General features: G+C 57.2%; 12 protein-coding genes. 6 read left to right on the forward strand and 6 right to left on the reverse strand.

All coding sequences use genetic code 11. From position 1 onward, the window contains the following. Positions 1-14: 14 nt before the first annotated feature. From RIN69_RS10255 to RIN69_RS10280, 6 genes are all read right to left on the reverse strand, one after another. On the reverse strand, positions 15-791 hold the full coding sequence (locus RIN69_RS10255; RefSeq protein ID WP_313857233.1) for a PP2C family protein-serine/threonine phosphatase: 777 nt from the start codon (positions 789-791) through the stop codon (positions 15-17). Then, positions 788-1945, reverse strand: a complete 1158-nt coding sequence (gene tagH, locus RIN69_RS10260; RefSeq protein ID WP_313857234.1) for a type VI secretion system-associated FHA domain protein TagH — start codon at positions 1943-1945, stop codon at positions 788-790. The genes RIN69_RS10255 and tagH overlap by 4 nt, the downstream gene beginning before the upstream one ends. A 38-nt stretch (positions 1946-1983) precedes the next feature. Next, positions 1984-2682, reverse strand: a complete 699-nt coding sequence (gene tagF / locus RIN69_RS10265) for a type VI secretion system-associated protein TagF (RefSeq protein ID WP_313857236.1) — start codon at positions 2680-2682, stop codon at positions 1984-1986. 16 nt (positions 2683-2698) lie between these two features. Next, on the reverse strand, positions 2699-4816 hold the full coding sequence (gene tssM, locus RIN69_RS10270) for a type VI secretion system membrane subunit TssM (RefSeq protein WP_390902509.1): 2118 nt from the start codon (positions 4814-4816) through the stop codon (positions 2699-2701). Beyond that, positions 4813-6033, reverse strand: coding sequence for a type IVB secretion system protein IcmH/DotU (icmH, locus tag RIN69_RS10275; protein ID WP_313857239.1), 1221 nt, complete (start codon positions 6031-6033; stop codon positions 4813-4815). The genes tssM and icmH overlap by 4 nt, the downstream gene beginning before the upstream one ends. A gap of 99 nt (positions 6034-6132) precedes the next feature. Further along, positions 6133-6648: an SH3 domain-containing protein gene (locus RIN69_RS10280; protein ID WP_390902510.1), complete on the reverse strand. Its 516-nt coding sequence runs from the start codon at positions 6646-6648 to the stop codon at positions 6133-6135. A gap of 264 nt (positions 6649-6912) precedes the next feature. Here RIN69_RS10280 and RIN69_RS10285 point away from each other — a divergent pair, with 264 nt between their 5' ends. The 6 genes from RIN69_RS10285 (at position 6913) to RIN69_RS10310 (ending at position 18136) form a co-directional block, all read left to right on the forward strand. After that, positions 6913-8178: a nitrate- and nitrite sensing domain-containing protein gene (locus RIN69_RS10285; protein WP_313857242.1), complete on the forward strand. Its 1266-nt coding sequence runs from the start codon at positions 6913-6915 to the stop codon at positions 8176-8178. A 288-nt stretch (positions 8179-8466) separates the two neighbouring features. Further along, complete coding sequence (locus tag RIN69_RS10290; RefSeq protein ID WP_313857695.1) at positions 8467-9717, forward strand: CmpA/NrtA family ABC transporter substrate-binding protein; 1251 nt, start codon at positions 8467-8469, stop codon at positions 9715-9717. An 11-nt stretch (positions 9718-9728) separates the two neighbouring features. After that, complete coding sequence (gene ntrB, locus RIN69_RS10295) at positions 9729-10607, forward strand: nitrate ABC transporter permease (RefSeq protein WP_313857243.1); 879 nt, start codon at positions 9729-9731, stop codon at positions 10605-10607. Between the two features lie 14 nt (positions 10608-10621). Then, complete coding sequence (locus RIN69_RS10300; RefSeq protein WP_313857697.1) at positions 10622-11410, forward strand: ABC transporter ATP-binding protein; 789 nt, start codon at positions 10622-10624, stop codon at positions 11408-11410. Between the two features lie 10 nt (positions 11411-11420). Beyond that, positions 11421-15509 carry a nitrite reductase large subunit NirB gene (gene nirB / locus RIN69_RS10305; RefSeq protein ID WP_313857244.1) on the forward strand — a complete coding sequence of 1363 codons (4089 nt, stop codon included), beginning with the start codon at positions 11421-11423 and terminating at the stop codon, positions 15507-15509. After that, entirely contained in the window at positions 15506-18136 is a 2631-nt protein-coding gene (locus RIN69_RS10310; protein WP_313857245.1) for a nitrate reductase, read from the forward strand. Before nirB ends, RIN69_RS10310 begins: the two co-directional genes overlap by 4 nt. Positions 18137-18138: the final 2 nt, after the last annotated feature.

Here is an 18138-nt window from a genome sequence, read left to right on the forward strand (position 1 = left end):
ACGTTCCTTGGGGGTTAATCGCGAGGCGGCAAGAAGCGCGCCGAGTCAGACAATGATTGTAGTAACGTCGTATCCTGTGGCGAACCGATCCACACGGCTACGGCGCTTAAATTATCGCTTTTGCTACTGCGATCTATAGCTTTCTGCATCAGCGCCAGCCACTCTTCAGGTGAGTTAACCATGCGCAATGCCTGTTCCATCTCTTCCGGCTGCAAATTCAGCCAGAAACCATCGGTACAGACTAAAAAAGCATCGCCGTCTTCCAGTTCCACCACATCGCTGTAACTGGCCTCTCGTTCGGCTTCTGCACCGAGCGCATTATAAAGTAAATTACTGTTAATTCCGGTATTTTCATAGCCCGCGTCCTTCATCTGCTGTGCCAGACTGTGGTCACGAGTCACCTGTTCAATATAACCGCGACGGAAGTGATAAATGCGGCTGTCACCTGCGTGCGCCCACCACGCCAGCGCTTGGGTGCGGTCAATAAACAGTGCCGCAAGGGTGGTGCTCATCCGCTGTAGTTTCGGATTTATCTGTTGTGCATCACGCAGCGTGCGGGCAGTTTTTTCTACCGCCTGACGAGTTTGTTGCGGATTGGCCGCGCGGCCACCATCCAGCTGGCCGAGTAAAGTGTCGCGCGTAATTCGCGCCGCTTTCTCACCACCCGGCAGCCCTGCCACGCCATCACACACCAGAAAACAGGCACTGCGTTCACCCAACAGGCTGCCGGTTAAGTCCTGATTGCTCTGCCTTGCGCCAGTCTGGGACATTGAGCTAAAGGTAACCTTCATTCGGCGTCCGCTTTTAGTTGTGAATCTTTATACTGATTAACCTCAACGTCATAGGCATGCAGAAACGCTTCGCCAAACAGCGTATGAAAGTCATCCTCAATTTCGCCCGCGGTATTTTGGTAATCGCGCACAAAATAGTCCCACATTGCGGCTTTGCGTGAGCTGGTAAAACTCATTTTACTCACCACACCTTCGCGTCTGGCCTGATCTTCCAGCCGCTGCGGATTAAACGACTGTAGCATGGCGGCGATAATCGCACGGATTCCGGCGATCATACCTAACTGATGGGCCTGTAAATCAACCAGCGCATCGCGGACCGCGTGTTCAGGCTGCATAAAACCCGGCATCTGGCTCTGGTACATCTGCATCAGTACGGTTTTACCCGAGGGCAGGATCTTGAACGGATTATTCGCCTCATTCAGGATCATGGTCATTTCCGCTTTCACGCCGCGTTTTAAAATCGAGCGTGAGGACAACAGTGCCACCGTACCTTGTGAAAACAGGCTTAACATGCGGCCGGTCATGCGCATATCTTCTTCCGTCAGCGGCAGTTCGCTTTGTCGGCTGTCGAGCCCCATCCCTTCCAGCAGAGCCTGAATCAATTTTTCATTACTGCAAGCGGAGCTCTGTTCACTGTGCTCGCGGGTCTGGTGTGGCAGCGGATCGATATCCAGCCGTGCGCTGTTGTGCTTTATTGCGCGAACCGTTGGGGTTTCGCTGTTGTTGTTGTCATGAGTCGCAGCGACGATGGGCTGTTCCGCAGCCAGAATTCCTAACGGATCGGCAGCCAGCGCCGCGTCCTGACTAAACAGGGCGAGTGGATCAAGGTTGCCTGCCTGCGACTGAGTGGGGTCGACGACGTTTATCTGATAATCGCCGATCCCGAGCGAGTCTCCGTGTTGCAGCTCAACCTGATGGCCGCGCGCCAGCGGCACGCCATTCAGCATCACCGATGTCACGCTGCCACGATTGGTCAGACGACACTCTCCGCTGGCGGCGACATGTACCAATGCTTGCAGGCGTGAAATGGCGCGATCCTCATCAGGCAGCACCAGATCGTTGTCGACGCTGCGGCCGATGGTGCCGCCCGGTGGCAGAAAATCAACCGTGGTTGGCGTTATCACGGTACTGCTTTGCACAAGGATAAATCGCATAAAATTCCTGCATTAATAGGCCAGGTCGGCAAGTCGTGCTACTCAAACATCGGCGGATAAAGGCCGTTACGACCCGGTTGCGCACCTGCCGCCGGGTTGAAAAGCAGCGAAAAAAGTTGCGCGGTCAGATTACCGCTGTGTTTATGGGTAGCGTGAGGATAGCCATCACTGCGGTTGCTCCACCAGTAACTGATATAGCGTTGTGGATCAAAATTATCAGCCACTTCACGCCAGCCAAGCGTTATGGGCAAATTCTGATAGCCAATCACATCCATAATCGCCGATCGTTGATTTTTCGGCAGCGGCAGCGGCGGCAGTGCCAGTAAGCGGCTTTCCATCGCATCGGGAGACAGACGATCCCTGACGCCATGAAGCAGCGTATCGCCAAGTTCATGATACCAGTCGCCGGAAAGAGCCAGTTGCGCCGGGTGCCACTCGCTGAGGGAAAAACTGCGCAATGCCAGCAGTGGCCAGGCGCGGCCAACCCGATCGCGTGAGGGCAGTAAACAGCCCATCTGAATGCGCTGTACGCCAGGGGTGGCAGGCAGCACGAAGTTCCAGACTGGCGCACGCAGAAAATCATTGCTGCTGACGTCGTTGTGATAATGCCACCAGGTCAAACCCTGCTGAAACCAGTTTGACCAGCTGGCGACAATCGGTTCAGGCAAGCGCCGCTGGAGAAAATCACCGGTAGACGGCAGCTTCCCGTACCAGCCGGGATGTATATTTTCAGCCATAATCCTGTCCATCTGATTAGTGCACACCCTGTGTGTCTGGCGGAAGAAGCCCCCCTGGCGTTGATGCCAGCGCATGACTGTTACTGCCAGCCTTTTCCAGATTATCTGCCAGCTTACGCATCATTAGTGCGTTATCGCGTGCATAAGGCGAAGTCTGAATTTGTCGATCAAGCAGCTGGCTGAGATGCCAGTCCAGCTGCTGTAAATCCCGGGTCGTCACCGTGGACCTCAGGGAACGCTGGAAATTCTGCATCACCCAGCCGCGCAGAAACTCACCGTCGTAATTGCGTGGTTGATACAGCATCTGGTAAGCACGTAGCGCATTGCGGCTGAATTCGCTGTCATTGCCCTGATCATTACGCAGGGTGGTGGTTATCTGTCGCGCCACGCGTGGCAACAGCAGCGAACGTAACGCATTCTGATACAGCGTCCATGCGGCGTCGCTGACCTGATCGCCTCGATAGAGCCCACCGCGCAGGCTCATCGGCGGATGATCAAGCGAAAACTCTGACGGCTGAGGTAACTTCACCAGGCCATTCAGGAACGGCAGCAGTGCGAGCATATCTGCCGCATCGTCGTCGACATGGCTAAAACTCTCTGCCTGCTGACTGATGGCCGGGACGCGCGCCGCAATCTGCTGCAAATAGTGCTGATTCTGATAATAGCTCACCAGCCAGTAACCGGTGGTGAACATCAGCATCGCGGCCAGCGCGCCGTAGCCAATCCAGTGCAGCAGACGGTTACGGTACTCCCATGAACGGTCGCTGCCCGCCAGTCCGCTCTCTTTAAAAATAACCTCACACAGCAAGTCACGAATAAAGAAGCTCTGGCCCTTATTGGCCGGGATCGGCGCTGCACGATTAACGCTGTCCCAGCTGGCGATTGAATGGCTGTGCGGCTGGGGTAATTGCAGCTTGCGCGTCAGTTCACCCATCACCCGATCAAACGGCAATCCTTCCTGAGTACCACTGGTAAAGAACAGCCCGCGTGCCGACCATGCAACGTCGCCCGCATCCGTTGAAAAGATAACATCAAGATATTCCGCCAGCAGGGGGCGAAGTGAGGCAAATTCCTGCGGAAACAGGAAGCAGTCGGCGCGCTGAGTTAAGTCATTTTCTGCGGCCATTTTAGCGGACAGTCCGGCGTTCAGCCGGGCGGAAAGCTCCAGGAATTGCTGCTCGAACAGCGTGTTCAGTTCACGTTCACTGTCGCGATTCGGCTGCCATGGAAAGGTAAAACCCCAGGTCCGATCGCGCTGTGCTTTATCGAGGCTGGCAAAATAACTCATAAAACCTTTCAGCAGGTCGGTCTTGGTGACCATCAGATAAACCGGGAAGTGGATGCCGGTCTGCTGATGGAGTTCATCCATTCGACTGCGCAACGCGCTGGCCTGGCGATGGCGCGCATCGGCAGAGTCACTCAGCAAATCGGCGACGCTGATGGTAATAATTACCCCGTTAATCGGCTGGCGTGCGCGGTAGTGCTTGAGCAGATTGATAAAGGTCTGCCATTCGCTGGCGTCGCGGGCGCGCATGCTCTCCTGCATCGTATAGCGTCCGGCGGTATCCAGCAGCACGGCGCGATCGGTAAACCACCAGTCACAATGGCGAGTACCGCCAATGCCGCGTATCGCCTGTTTTCCCAGCGTATCCGTCAGCGGGAAGTCCAGGCCAGAGTTGATCAGCGCGGTGGTTTTACCGGCACCCGGCGCGCCGACGATCATATACCACGGCAACTGATAGAGATAACGAGCACTGTAGCGCTGCAACCAGCCCACGCGGGGTTTTTGATAGAAATGCGCCTTTTTCAGCAGGGTGGCAGCCTGATTAAAACGCGCGCTTAACAGCTCTTCCGTCGCCATCAGCTCACCATGATCGACACTGCTGTCCTGCAAATTGTGCAGCAGCTTGCTGTTAAACCAGGCGCTATACAAACGGGGGATCAGCTGCAATAAGATCCAGAGGAAGTAGCAGAAGCCGGTCAACACCTGACGATTGATTTTTGCTTCCAGCGGACGTAAGTCATTAATAGCGATCAGCGGTCCCAGCATCCAGATTACGCTGGAAAGTGCGGTGATACCGATAAAGCCCCATAGCAGGCGGCTGGTAAGCAGTGAGGTGAGGTTGCGCATCACGGCGTTCCTTTGTTAACCGTGCTGGCCGACTCGGGAGTGGCAAACAGGGTGATTTCAACGCGCCGGTTACGCGCGCGATTCTCCGGGCTGTCATTGGGGTGCAGAGCTGCGCTGTCACCACGGCCTTCGGCTCTGATGCTGTGTCCCATCGCCAGCTGCTGGCGTAGCAGGGCGCTAATTGTGCGCGCCTGCGCCTGCGAATATTCGTAGTTGGATGCAAAGCGGCTACTGTTCAGCGGTTGATTATCGGTGTACACCGTGACCACCACACTGCCTTTGATATCGCTCATCGCCGCCGCGACGCGCGCGATCAACGCCCGGCCAACCGGATTGAGTGCGGTAGCCGCGTGATCGAACAGTTTATCGCTCGACAGCATCACTTTGCTGCCAAAGGGGCCGTCGCTGACTTCCAGCTGACCGGCAGCAATCACGTCACTGAGTGATTTACGCAAATCGAGCAGACGCTGGGGCGAACTGAAGTTTCGGCTGTTTTTCACCTGCGGCAGCGGGATTTGATAGATATCGCGTAACAGCGGTTCGGCGGCATTACCCAGACGCCAGTTCAGCCCGCTGTAGATCATGCAGGCGATAAATGCCGTCACCGCAATGCAGGCCCAGAGCGGCACTGGCGCTCGCCACAGCGTGCTCTGCTGCGGCCTGACTACCACCTGCGAGGTCGGCGGCGATGGCGAGTTATTGCGGGTGGACGCGATCAATTGTGCAAGGCGGCTGCGAATTGCTTCACACTGCTCGCGTCCATTGGCGGCCCCGCGATAACGACCTTCATAACCGAGCAGTAAGCAGTAATGAATCACTTCCAGCAGCCACAGATGCTGTTGCGGTGACTGCGAGATACGTGACAGCAGCTGAAAGAATTTCTCGCCACCCCAGCTTTCATTATGGAAGGTGACCAGCAGCCCGTTACCTGACCAGACGCCACGCGTGCCCCACGGCGTCTGTGCGGCAGCTTCGTCCAGCACGCTGCATAAGCAGTAGCGGGCACCAATAATCATCTCAAACGGCAGTTCCAGCTGTTTACAGCGGGCTTCAAACTGCCGGATTTCATCGACCAGCTGGTAGCGCAGCCCGGCCGGATCGTCATGAGTCGCCGCCTGGCGAATCTGCACAATCGCATTCAGCAAAGGCGCGGCGGCGGCATGGAGTGGGTTTTCGGCGCTCGCATAGTGCGTATCGCGGGCAGCAAGTTCCGGCGTCATGGGTGATTGTAAATCCTGGCTTGGTGTCTGATCCATCAGAGCACTTTATCGGTTTAATAAGCAGAAAAGGCGCTGCTTAGCGCCTTACACGTCAACGGGCTAATCGAGTATCCAGGTGGCGGTGTCCTTGCTGCGGCAGGCTTTACTGTCACCTCCGACATCAACACACACCTGCTGCCTGGCAGCTTTACGCGGGCGTGGGCGATCGCTTTGTACCGTGGCATCATAGCGTTCGCTGGGCACGCCAGCTTTCAGTGGCACATAGCCGACTAATTGCTGCTGACCCTCGTCGGCAATCGCCAGCCAATGATTTTCCACCGTGCCTAAGACGGTAAATGGCTTACCGGAGTCCAGATAACCGACAATTTTCCCACTGTAATCGGGGGTGGTCATGACCGAAGATTTATACAGTGCGCGCCAGGTTTGATTAACCGGCTTAAACTTCTGCGGCGCCTGAACCGCATAGCGGTGAGTGAGTGTTACTCCCGCAACCTCACTGGTCACCAGCGAGTCATCCGTCAGGGGCGGCGGTGGCGCCTGACATCCCGCGACAACAAGCACAGCTAACAGCGTTAACGCGATACGAATTTTCACAGTAATCCTCGTGAATGTCATCAGAGCGTCTGGACAATTGCAGACATGACGGCGTAACAATGAACAGCTTCAGGCGGTTAATTCACCGCTGAATGCCGCAGCAACGGCGCGAAAAATTGTTCAGTTTTACAAAAAGATAAAGCTGGCGTCAGTCTACCTGACACTTTTGAGATTTAAAACCATTGCAGCCTAAAGGTGATCATGTTATTTCGGCCTGCGCCAGGGCGAGACGGCACGGCTTTTGCTTAATCTGCCTTACCTTGTCAGCACGCCGGAAACGCCTTAATGAATCACGCCACGCCATCCGCCCTGAATTACTTACTGGCTTCACGTCAGAGTGAAATCGCCAGCCTGCGCAATTTGCTGCATACCGGACGGCTGATCGGCCAGATTAGCCAGTTGATCCATGTGCTGCAACGTGAACGTGGAGCCTCAAATATCTGGATCTGTTCGCAGGGCAAGTTGTTTGGCGACGAGTTGCCACAGCGCGCACGCGATGTCAGCCGCGAGTGCGACGCGATGACTGCGTTACTGCCGGGTACAGAAACCGGCCCGCTGGCCGGTAGCAGCCGTCTGTATGCTCGGATTGCCGCCGCGCTACAGGGGCTGAGCGACCTTGACGCGCTGCGACAGCAGGTAAAACGGCTGGCGGTGAGTCATGATGTGGCGATGGAACGCTTTAACCAGATTATTCGCCAGCTGCTTAACCTGGTGTTTGAAGCCGCCGATACCGCCAGCGATCCGCAGGTGTCGCGCGCGTTGATCGCCATGTTCAGTTTTATGCAGGGAAAAGAGCTGGCGGGTCAGGAACGCGCGACCGGTTCAGCGGGTTTTGCCGCTGGTGTTTTCAGCACGGCCCAGAGTAAAACGCTGGTGGCATTGATTGAGCAGCAGCAGCGCTGCTTCGCCACCTTCAGCCAGTTTGCCGATGCGCAGAGCTTACAGTTATGGCGCACTATTGCCGAAGCCGACAGCGAAACAGAGCGCCTGCGTCGGGTGGCCTGTATGAGCAGCAAAACTGAAGAAAGCGGGGCGCTGCGCTGGTTCCAGCTGTTGACTAAACGGCTTGATGGCATGAAAGGGGTGGAAGACCAGCTGGAAACGACCCTGATGCAGTGCTGCCGCAGCACCATTAAGCGCGCCGAAACGGCAGAGGCGCTGGGCGATTCCAGTGAACAATGGCAGATCCTGAATCAGCAGCAGGGCTACAGCCTGTATGTCGGCGGCGCGGATTGGCTGGAGCAGCACAGTACAACGCTGGATTCTGAAGGTGTTTCGCCGCAGCTCGGGCGTTCGGTACTGACCCTGATTCAGCAGCAGGCGCAGCGCTTGCAGGCGCAGGCGGATGAACTGGCGATGATGCGTGCCACGCTTAACGATCGTAAGCAGATTGATCAGGCAAAGCTGCTGCTGATGAAACATCACCAGTGCAGTGAAGAGCAGGCGTGGCAGACACTGCGCAAAATGGCGATGAACCAAAACAAAAGGGTGGCGGAGATAGCGGCGGCGATGCTGTCGGTAGCGGCGGCATTTGCCGATACCCCGAAATGAGTATCTGCACAAAGGGTGTGCGTTTTATGCCTCAGTATAGTGCGTAATACGCGATATTCTGTCGCCAGATAATCCCAACCGATGCGGTAAAGCGGCTAAATAGCGAATTTACTGAGCTTTAGCCACCGATAAAAAAGCTGGCACAGTGCTTGCAACACTTTTAAGACAAATAACGCATTTGTTTCACCAACGGCGGTGTAATGAGTGCTTTGGATAAAGGCGTCCTGCCGCATGCATTTGCATGTCGGAGGACGCCTTTTTTTATTTCTTTTTTCCAGGAAGCTAATGATGAGCAAAGACGGATTTCCGCTGTCACGACGCCGATTCCTTACCGGCAGCGCCATATTAACCGGCAGCTATTTCGTGCCGGGTTTAATCAACAGTGTCTGTGCTGCCGGATCGGACGCGCCGGAAAAAACAGAAATTCGCGTCGGCTTTATTCCATTAACCGATTGCGCCCCGGTGATTATGGCGGCGCTAAAGGGCTTTGATAAAAAGTACGGTATCAGCATCATCCCAAGCAAAGAAGCCAGCTGGGCGGCGGTGCGCGACAAACTGACTTCCGGTGAACTGGATGCGGCGCACCTGCTGTATGGCATGTTATACGGTCTGCAACTGGGCATTGCCGGGCCGCAGCATCAGATGGCTAATCTGATGACGCTGAACAATAACGGTCAGGCCATTACCTTGTCGAACCAGCTGAAAGCCATGAAGGTCACCGATGCCGCCAGCCTGAAGCAGGCGGTGGCGGCAAAACCGGCCGGAACCTACACCTTTGCCCATACCTTTCCCACCAGCACCCATGCGATGTGGCTCTACTACTGGCTGGCTAATGCCGGTATCAACCCGTTTGATGATGTGCGCACCGTAGTGGTGCCGCCACCGCAGATGGTGATGAATATGAAAATAGGCAATATGAGCGGCTATTGCGTGGGCGAGCCGTGGAACCAACGGGCGATTAGCGACAATATTGGCTTCACTGCCGCCACCTCGCAGCAGATCTGGCCGGATCATCCGGAGAAAGTGCTGGGCACCCGGGCCGCGTGGGTCGATGAACATCCCAACAGCGCCCGCGCCCTGACCGCAGCGGTGCTGGAGGCGGCGCGCTGGATTGATGCTTCCGATGCCAACCGCCGCGAAACCGCCGTCGCAATCGCCAGTCGTGCGTATCTCAACACCAAAGTGGAAACCATTGAAGGCCGCATGCTCGGCGACTATGACAATGGGCTGGGTAAGCAGTGGAAAGATCAACATGCGATGCGCTTCTTCCACGATGGCGCGGTCAGTTTTCCTTATCTCTCCGACGGTATGTGGTTCCTGACCCAGCAACAACGCTGGGGGCTGCTGAAGCAGGAGCCGGATTACCTCGCCGTTGCCCGCGCAGTTAACCGTATCGATATCTATAAACAGGCGGCCAGCGCAGTGGGCAACGTGGCATTGCCGGGTAGTGAAATGCGCAGCAGTACCCTGATTGACGGCAAGGTGTGGGATGGCAGTAACCCGGCCGAATACGCCGCCAGTTTCGCCATCAAACGTTGAGGAGAGTGAAGATGACCAGTGAAGCCCGCGTGGTGGCGATCACCGCCAATACCCCGAACAGTAAAGCAGACATTATTCCACTTAAACCGGCCCACAAACCGGCAATGAAGCAGCGCCGCACTTTCCTGCGCCCGCTGATGCAGCGGGTGATTCCGCCGTGCTGCGGCCTGCTGGTGCTGATTGCCATCTGGCAGGTAGCCGCGCTTAACAGCAGCGGTTTTCCGACGCCGGTCGACACCTGGCAGGCGGCGGTAACGCTGTTTGCCGATCCGTTTTATAACGCCGGTCCAAACGATCAGGGTATTGGCTGGAATGTGCTGGCCTCATTACAGCGCGTAGCCATCGGCTTTGGGCTGGCGGCGCTGGTCGGTATTCCGGCCGGTTTTCTGATTGGCCGCTTTACCTTTCTGGCGCGCATGCTGAATCCGATTATTGCGCTGCTGCGCCCGGTCAGCCCGCTGGCATGGCTGCCGATTGGCCTGCTGCTGTTTCAGCGCGCCGAACCGGCCTCCAGCTGGACCATCTTTATCTGCTCGATCTGGCCAATGATCATCAATACCGCCGAAGGGGTGCAGCGGATCCCGCAGGACTATCTCAATGTGGCGCGGGTGCTGAAACTTTCTGAGTGGACGGTAATGCGCAAAATTCTGTTTCCGGCGGTATTACCGTCGGTACTGACCGGCGTTCGGCTGTCGATTGGTATCGCCTGGCTGGTGATTGTCGCCGCCGAGATGCTGACCGGCGGTCTGGGGATTGGCTTCTGGATCTGGAACGAATGGAACAACCTCAACGTCGAGCACATCCTGATTGCCATTGTGATTATCGGCGTCGTTGGTCTGCTGCTTGAGCAGGCGCTGATGCTGCTGGCACGTCGTTTTAGCTGGGAATAAACCGGAGAGAGATGATGAACCACATTATTCAGGTACAGAACGTCAGTCAGCGCTTCAACACCGCCAGCGGTGAGTTTATCGCGCTGGATAACGTCAGCTTCAATATCAGCGAAGGCGAGACCGTCAGCCTGATTGGCCACTCTGGCTGCGGCAAATCAACACTGCTGAATCTGATCGCCGGATTAACCCAGCCGACGGAAGGTGGCCTGCTGTGTGATAACCGTGAAATCGACGGCCCCGGCCCGGAGCGCGCGGTGGTGTTTCAGAACCACTCATTGCTGCCGTGGCTGACCACTTACGACAACGTGGCGCTGGCGGTGAATCAGGTGTTTAAAGGCCGCATGAGCAAGACAGAGATGCGCGAGTGGATCGTCCATAATCTCGAACTGGTGCAGATGGGCCATGCGCTGGATAAGCGCCCGGGTGAGATCTCCGGCGGCATGAAGCAGCGCGTCGGTATCGCCCGCGCGCTGGCAATGAAGCCAAAAGTGCTGCTGATGGATGAGCCGTTCGGGGCGCTCGATGCACTGACGCGTGCCCATTTACAGGATGCGGTGATGCGTATTCAGCAGAAACTGAACACCACTATCGTGCTGATCACCCATGACGTTGATGAAGCAGTGCTGCTGTCGGATCGGGTGTTAATGATGACCAACGGCCCGGCGGCGCACGTCGGTGAGATTCTGACGGTGGATCTGCCGCGCCCCCGTTCGCGGGTGGCGCTGGCCGATGATCCGCGTTATCACCATCTGCGTCAGCAGGTGCTGCATTTCCTTTACGAAAAGCACTCCAGCGCGGCGTAAGGAGCGGGCAATGGTCGAACATCTGCTGGTAATCGGTAATGGCATGGCGGGAATGCGCATGGTGGAAACCCTGCTGCAACTGGCACCGGCGCGTTATCGCATTACGGTGATTGGCCGTGAAGCGCGGGGTAATTACAACCGCATTATGCTCTCGCCAGTGTTAAGCGGTGAAAAAGCGTTTGCCGACACCGTGCTGAACGCCCCGCACTGGTATGCCGAACAGAGCATCACGCTAATAAGTGGTGAAGCGGTGCAATCGGTGGATATTGCGCGTCACAGGCTGACTACCGATCGGCGCACCCTGAGCTGGGACAAGCTGGTCTTCGCCACTGGCTCTTCACCATCGATGCCGGATATTGAGGGTATCGGTCGGCCACACGTCAGCGGCTTTCGCACGCTGGATGATGTCGAACAGATGCTGAGTGATCACGGCCCGGTGGCTGTACTGGGCGGCGGCCTGGTCGGCATTGAAGCGGCGGCGGCACTGCGCTTGCGCGGTCGCGAAGTGGCGCTGATTCATCGTAATCCCTGGCTGATGGATCGCCAACTGGACCGGCAGGCAGGCGAGCTGCTGTGTGACTCGCTGCAACAGCGCGGCATTAGCTGTTATCCCGGTAGCGGTATCAGGGTGATTAACAGTGACACTGTCACGTTATCCGGCGGACAGCAACTGAATGCTCAGAGGGTGATTATTGCCACCGGAGTCACGCCAGAAACGACCGTGGCGCGGGCCGCGGGCCTGGTTTGTCAGCGCGGCATTGTGGTCAACGGCCAGCTGCAAACGGCCCAGCCCGATGTTTACGCGCTGGGAGAGTGTTGCGAAATCAACGGTGAAAGTTTCGGGCTGCTGGCACCTTGCCTGCTGCAGGCCGCGATTCTCGCACATCGGCTGGCAGGCCAGCCGCTGAATGACTTTTATTCGCAGGATAACGGCGTGCGGTTAAAAGTCACCGGTATTGACGTATTCAGCGCCGGAGATATTGGCGAACAGGGGCAAACCAGCCTGACCAGTTTCGATCCGCTCAGTGCTGACTATCGCCGCCTGTTTCTCCGCGATGGCAAGTTAAGCGGCGTATTGCTGTTTGGCGATATCAGCCAGTCAGCGGCGCTGATTAAAAAATTACAACGCGGTGACGCAGTGACATCCGCCGCACTGTTTGATGCTGAAGAGCCACTTTACAGGCAGCCGCTGGCTGCAGGGATCAATGTTATGAGCAAACCGGTATTAGTTGTTATTGGCCACGGTATGGTGGGTCATCATTTTCTTGAGCAGCTGGTGGATAAGCAGCTGCATCATCATTATCAGGTGGTGGTCTACGGTGAGGAGCGCCATGTCGCTTACGACCGCGTGCACCTGTCGGAATACTTTGCCGGCAGCACCCATGCCGACTTATCGCTGGTCGCGGAAAACTTTTTTGAACAATACGGCATAGAGCTGCGCAGCCACAGCGAAGTGGTGGCGATCGATCGCCAGCGTAAATGCGTGCGCGATACCAACGGCCATGAAATGGCGTGGGACAAGCTGGTGCTGGCTACTGGCTCCTCGGCGTTTGTTCCACCGATTCCGGGCAGCCAGTCGGCAAACTGCTTTGTCTATCGCACCCTTGACGATCTTGATGCTATCGCCGCACGCGCACGGCAGGCTAAACGTGGCGTGGTGATTGGCGGGGGTTTGTTAGGGCTGGAAGCGGCGAACGCGCTAAAACAGCTGGGGCTGGAAACGCATGTGGTCGAGTTCGCGCCTCGACTGATGGCGGTGCAGCTGGATGACGGTGGCGCGCAGATGCTGCGGCGCAAAATTGAGGCGCTTGGCGTCACGGTGCATACGCAGAAAGAGACGCGCGAAATTACTGAACAGCCTGATGGCGGCCTGACGCTGAACTTTGCCGATGGTGAAACGCTGGAAACCGATTTAGTGCTGTTTTCCGCCGGTATTCGCCCGCGTGACCAACTGGCACGCGACGCCGGTCTGACCCTCGGTCCGCGCGGCGGCATCGATATTCATGATACCTGTATCACCTCCGACTCCGCTATTTATGCCATTGGCGAATGCGCGCTGTGGAACAGGCAGATTTTTGGCCTGGTGGCACCGGGTTATCAGATGGCGCGCGTGCTGGCGGCCAATCTGGCCGGTGAGGCGGCGGCGTTTACCGGTGCGGATATGAGCACCAGGCTGAAATTGCTCGGGGTGGAAGTGGCGTCATTTGGTGATGCGCATGGCCGCACGCCGGGTAGCCAGAGTTATCACTGGACCAACGGTCCGCAGGAGATCTACAAAAAGATCGTGGTATCGGCGGACGGTAAAAAGCTGCTTGGTGGAGTGCTGGTGGGTGACAGCAGCGAATACAGCACTTTATTACAGATGATGCTGAATGATATGGCATTGCCGGACGCGCCGGAAACGCTGATTCTGCCGCAAAGCGCCGGAGCACCGGCCAGAGCGTTGGGGGTTGCTGCACTGCCGGATAGCGCGCAGATCTGCTCCTGTCATAACGTCAGTAAAAGCGATATCTGCGGGGCGGTACTCAGCGGCGCGGGAGATATGGCCGCGATAAAAAGCTGTACTAAGGCGGCTACCGGCTGCGGTGGTTGTTCAGCGCTGGTGAAACAGGTGATGGAATTTCAGCTGGCGAATCTTGGCGTTGAGGTGAAGAAAGATATTTGTGAGCATTTCGCCTGGTCGCGTCAGGAACTCCATCACCTGATTCGCGTTAATCAGATCAAAAGTTTTGAACAGTTACTGGCGCAGTACGGTCATGGTCACGGCTGCGAAGTGTGTAAACCACTGGTCGGGTCGCTGCTGGCTTCCTGCTGGAATGAGTATCTGCTGAAACCGGCACATCTGCCGTTGCAGGATACCAATGACCGCCACTTCGCCAATATTCAAAAGGATGGCAGTTACTCGGTGGTGCCGCGCGTACCGGCCGGAGAAATTACCGCGCAAGGACTGATCGCCATTGGCCAGGTGGCCGCACGTTATAACCTCTACAGCAAAATTACCGGCGGTCAGCGTATCGATCTGTTTGGTGCGCGACTCGACCAACTGCCGGCAATCTGGCAGGAACTGGTGGCGGCCGGATTTGAAACCGGCCACGCCTACGGCAAATCACTGCGCACCGTGAAGTCCTGCGTCGGCTCCACCTGGTGCCGCTATGGCGTACAGGATTCCACCGGTTTCGCCATTCAGCTGGAGAATCGTTACAAAGGGCTGCGTGCGCCGCACAAAATTAAAATGGCGGTGTCTGGCTGTACCCGCGAATGTGCCGAAGCGCAGAGTAAAGATATCGGCGTGATCGCCACCGATAAAGGCTGGAACCTGTATGTCTGCGGCAATGGCGGCATGAAACCGCGCCATGCGGATCTGTTTGCCAGCGATCTCGACGATCAAACGCTGTTGCGCTATGTCGACCGCTTGCTGATGTTCTATGTGCGCACTGCCGACCGTCTGCAACGCACCAGCGTGTGGATGGACAATATGGAAGGTGGCCTCGACTATTTGCGGGCGGTGGTGATCGAAGACAGCCTCGGTATCGCCAGCGAGCTGGAACAGGAGATGCAGCGGGTAGTTGAAGCTTATCAATGCGAATGGCAGACCACGCTGGAGAATCCGGATCGCCGCGCGCTGTTTCGCAGCACCCTCAACAGCGATCAACCGGATGAAACCGTGCGCTGGCAGCATCAGCGCGGGCAGATTTGCCCGTCGACCGAAGCGACTATTCCGCTGCAGCAACTGCCTGCAGAGCAGTGGACCCGACTCTGTCAGCTTGACGAGATCCCGCCGATGGCCGGGATCGGTGCGCGGCTGGGCAGTGTGCGCATCGCGCTGTTCCGCTTTGGTGAGCAGCTGTATGCGCTGGATGATATCGAGCCGGGTACCCATGCCAGCGTGATCTCGCGGGGATTACTGGGCGATGCCGGAGGAGAGGCGATAGTGATTTCTCCCCTGTACAAACAGCGTTTCCGCCTGCGCGACGGGCAGAGTCTCGATCGACTCGATCTGCAACTGCGCTGCTGGCCGGTAAAACTGGAAAACGGCGCGGTACTGGTGGCAAATTTCCCGCTGAGTGTGGCACCGATTGCGATTGCGGTGGCGTCGTGAACAGCACCTGTCCTTACTGCGGCGTCGGCTGCGGCGTGAAAGTCACGCCACAGCCGTCAGGCGCATTTCAGGTTGAGGGCGACACGCAGCATCCGGCGAATCAGGGGCGGCTGTGCGTCAAAGGTGCGGCGCTGGGTGAAACGCTGGGGCATCAGGGGCGTTTGCTGTATCCGCAGGTCAATGGTCAGCGGGTCAGCTGGGATGAGGCATTGCAGCAGGTTGCCAGCGATCTGCAACAGATTATTGATAACTATGGCGCGCAGGCGGTAGCGTTTTATGCCTCCGGCCAGCTGCTGACTGAGGATTACTACGTCGCCAATAAACTGATGAAGGGTTTTATTGGCGTCGGCAATATTGATACTAACTCGCGACTCTGTATGGCTTCGGCGGTAGTTGGCTATAAACGCGCATTTGGCGCGGATGCGGTGCCGTGCTGCTATGACGACTTTGACCACAGTGACCTGGTCATTCTGGTCGGATCTAACGCCGCATGGGCGCACCCGGTGGCTTATCAGCGGCTGGTCGCGGCGAAAAAACAGCGGCCTGATATGCAGGTGGTGGTTATCGATCCGCGTCGCACCGCCACCTGCGATCTCGCCGATCTGCATTTACCGCTGCGGCCGGGCAGTGATGCCGCATTGTTTAATGGCTTACTGCACTGGCTGTCGCAGCATCAGGCCATCGACAGCAGCATGCTGCCGCAGCTCGACGGCGTTGAGGCGGCACTGGCGGCGGCGCAGCCGTGGGACAGCCGGGCCGTTGCTGAGTTTTGCCAGCTGGAACAGGCTCAGGTCGAAGCGTTTTATCAGCGGGTGGTTGCCAGTCACAACCTGCTGACGCTGTATTGCATGGGGATTAACCAGTCGGGCAGCGGCAGCGACAAATGTAATGCGATTATTAATGTGCATCTGCTGAGCGGCAAAATCGGCCGCGCTGGTAGCGGGCCTTTTTCGCTGACCGGGCAGCCTAATGCCATGGGCGGTCGTGAAGTGGGTGGGCTGGCGAATCAGCTGGCGGCACATATGAACTTCGAGCCGGACGATATCGACCGTTTGCAACGTTTCTGGCACAGCGATCGGGTGGCGCGACAGCCAGGGCTGAAAGCGGTGGAGTTGTTTCAGGCAATTGAACGCGGTGAAGTGAAAGCCGTCTGGATTATGGGCACCAATCCGGCGGTATCGCTACCGGACGGTCATCGGGTGGCTCAGGCGCTGGCACGCTGTGACAAGGTGATCGTCTCTGACGTCAGCCAGCATACCGACACCACTGCCTGGGCCGATATTCTACTGCCCGCGCAGGGCTGGGGCGAAAAAAACGGCACGGTGACCAACTCTGAACGGCGTATCTCGCGCCAGCGCGGTTTTGTCGCAGCGGCGGGCGAGGCGCGGCCCGACTGGTGGATTCTCGCCGAGGTAGCGAAGCGCATGGGCTTTGCCGATGCGTTTAGCTGGCAGCATCCGGCAGACATTTTTCGCGAACATGCGGCGCTCTCCGGCTTTGAAAATCACGGTACGCGTGCATTTGATATCAGCGGGCTGGCACAGTTAACTAACGCGCAGTGGGATGCGCTGCAACCGCTGCAATGGCCGGTCAATGCTCAATATCCTCAGGGATGCGCGCGACTGTTCAGTGAACGGACGTTTTTCCATGCCAACGGTAAAGCGCGCCTGCTGCCAATCAGCCCGCGTTTACCGGTGGCGCAAGTCAGCGCTGGCTGGCCATTAATGATGAATACCGGCCGCATCCGCGATCAGTGGCACACCATGACGCGAACCGGCAGCGTGCCACGCCTGATGCAGCATCACAACCAGCCGTTTGTCGAAATTCATCCACAGGATGCCCGCCAGCATCAGATTAACGAAGGCGATTTGGTGCGGGTGCAGTCGGCCACCGGCTGGCTGGTGGTGCGCGCCCAGCTTTCCGGCGGGCAACAGCGCGGCAGCGTGTTTGTACCGATGCACTGGACGCGTCAGTTCGCCGCGCAGGCCAATGTTGATTTGCTGGTATCAGCGCATCTTTGCCCGGAGTCTGGCCAGCCGGAAAGCAAACAGACGCCGGTACGCCTGCGCCGCTGGCATAGCGACTGGCAGGGAGAGTTATTCTTGCGTGACACTGTCACTGTCACTGATATTCGGGCGCTGTGGTGGGCGCGTACGCCATACCCTGCTGCCACGCGCTATACGCTGGCCGCTGATGGCGATCCGCAACAGTGGCTGTCCCGGCAGTTCGATCTGAGTGAACTGACCTTGCAGTATGCCGACGGACAAGGGATGTTCCGGCGCGTGCTCGGCTGGCAGTCAGGAGAACTGGTGCTGGCATTTTATGCTGATGGCGTTCGTCCACAGCTGGATGAGGCGTTTATCGCTGCGGCGTTCAGCCAGCCGGTGCAGACGGCGCAGCACCGGCACGCTTTACTTGCCGGTTATGCAGCACAGAGCGAGGCGAAAGGCAGAACGGTTTGTAGCTGTTTTGGCGTCGGCGAACAGCAAATTGTCGCGGCCATCGCCAGTGGCTGCGTTACCCCCGAAGCGCTGGGTAAAAAATTACAGTGCGGCACCAACTGTGGTTCCTGCATTCCTGAACTCAAACAGTTAATTACCCGAAGTGAAATCATTCAGCCGGGTTAACG

Source organism: Winslowiella toletana (genome assembly GCF_032164335.1).
GTDB lineage: Bacteria > Pseudomonadota > Gammaproteobacteria > Enterobacterales > Enterobacteriaceae > Erwinia > Erwinia toletana_A.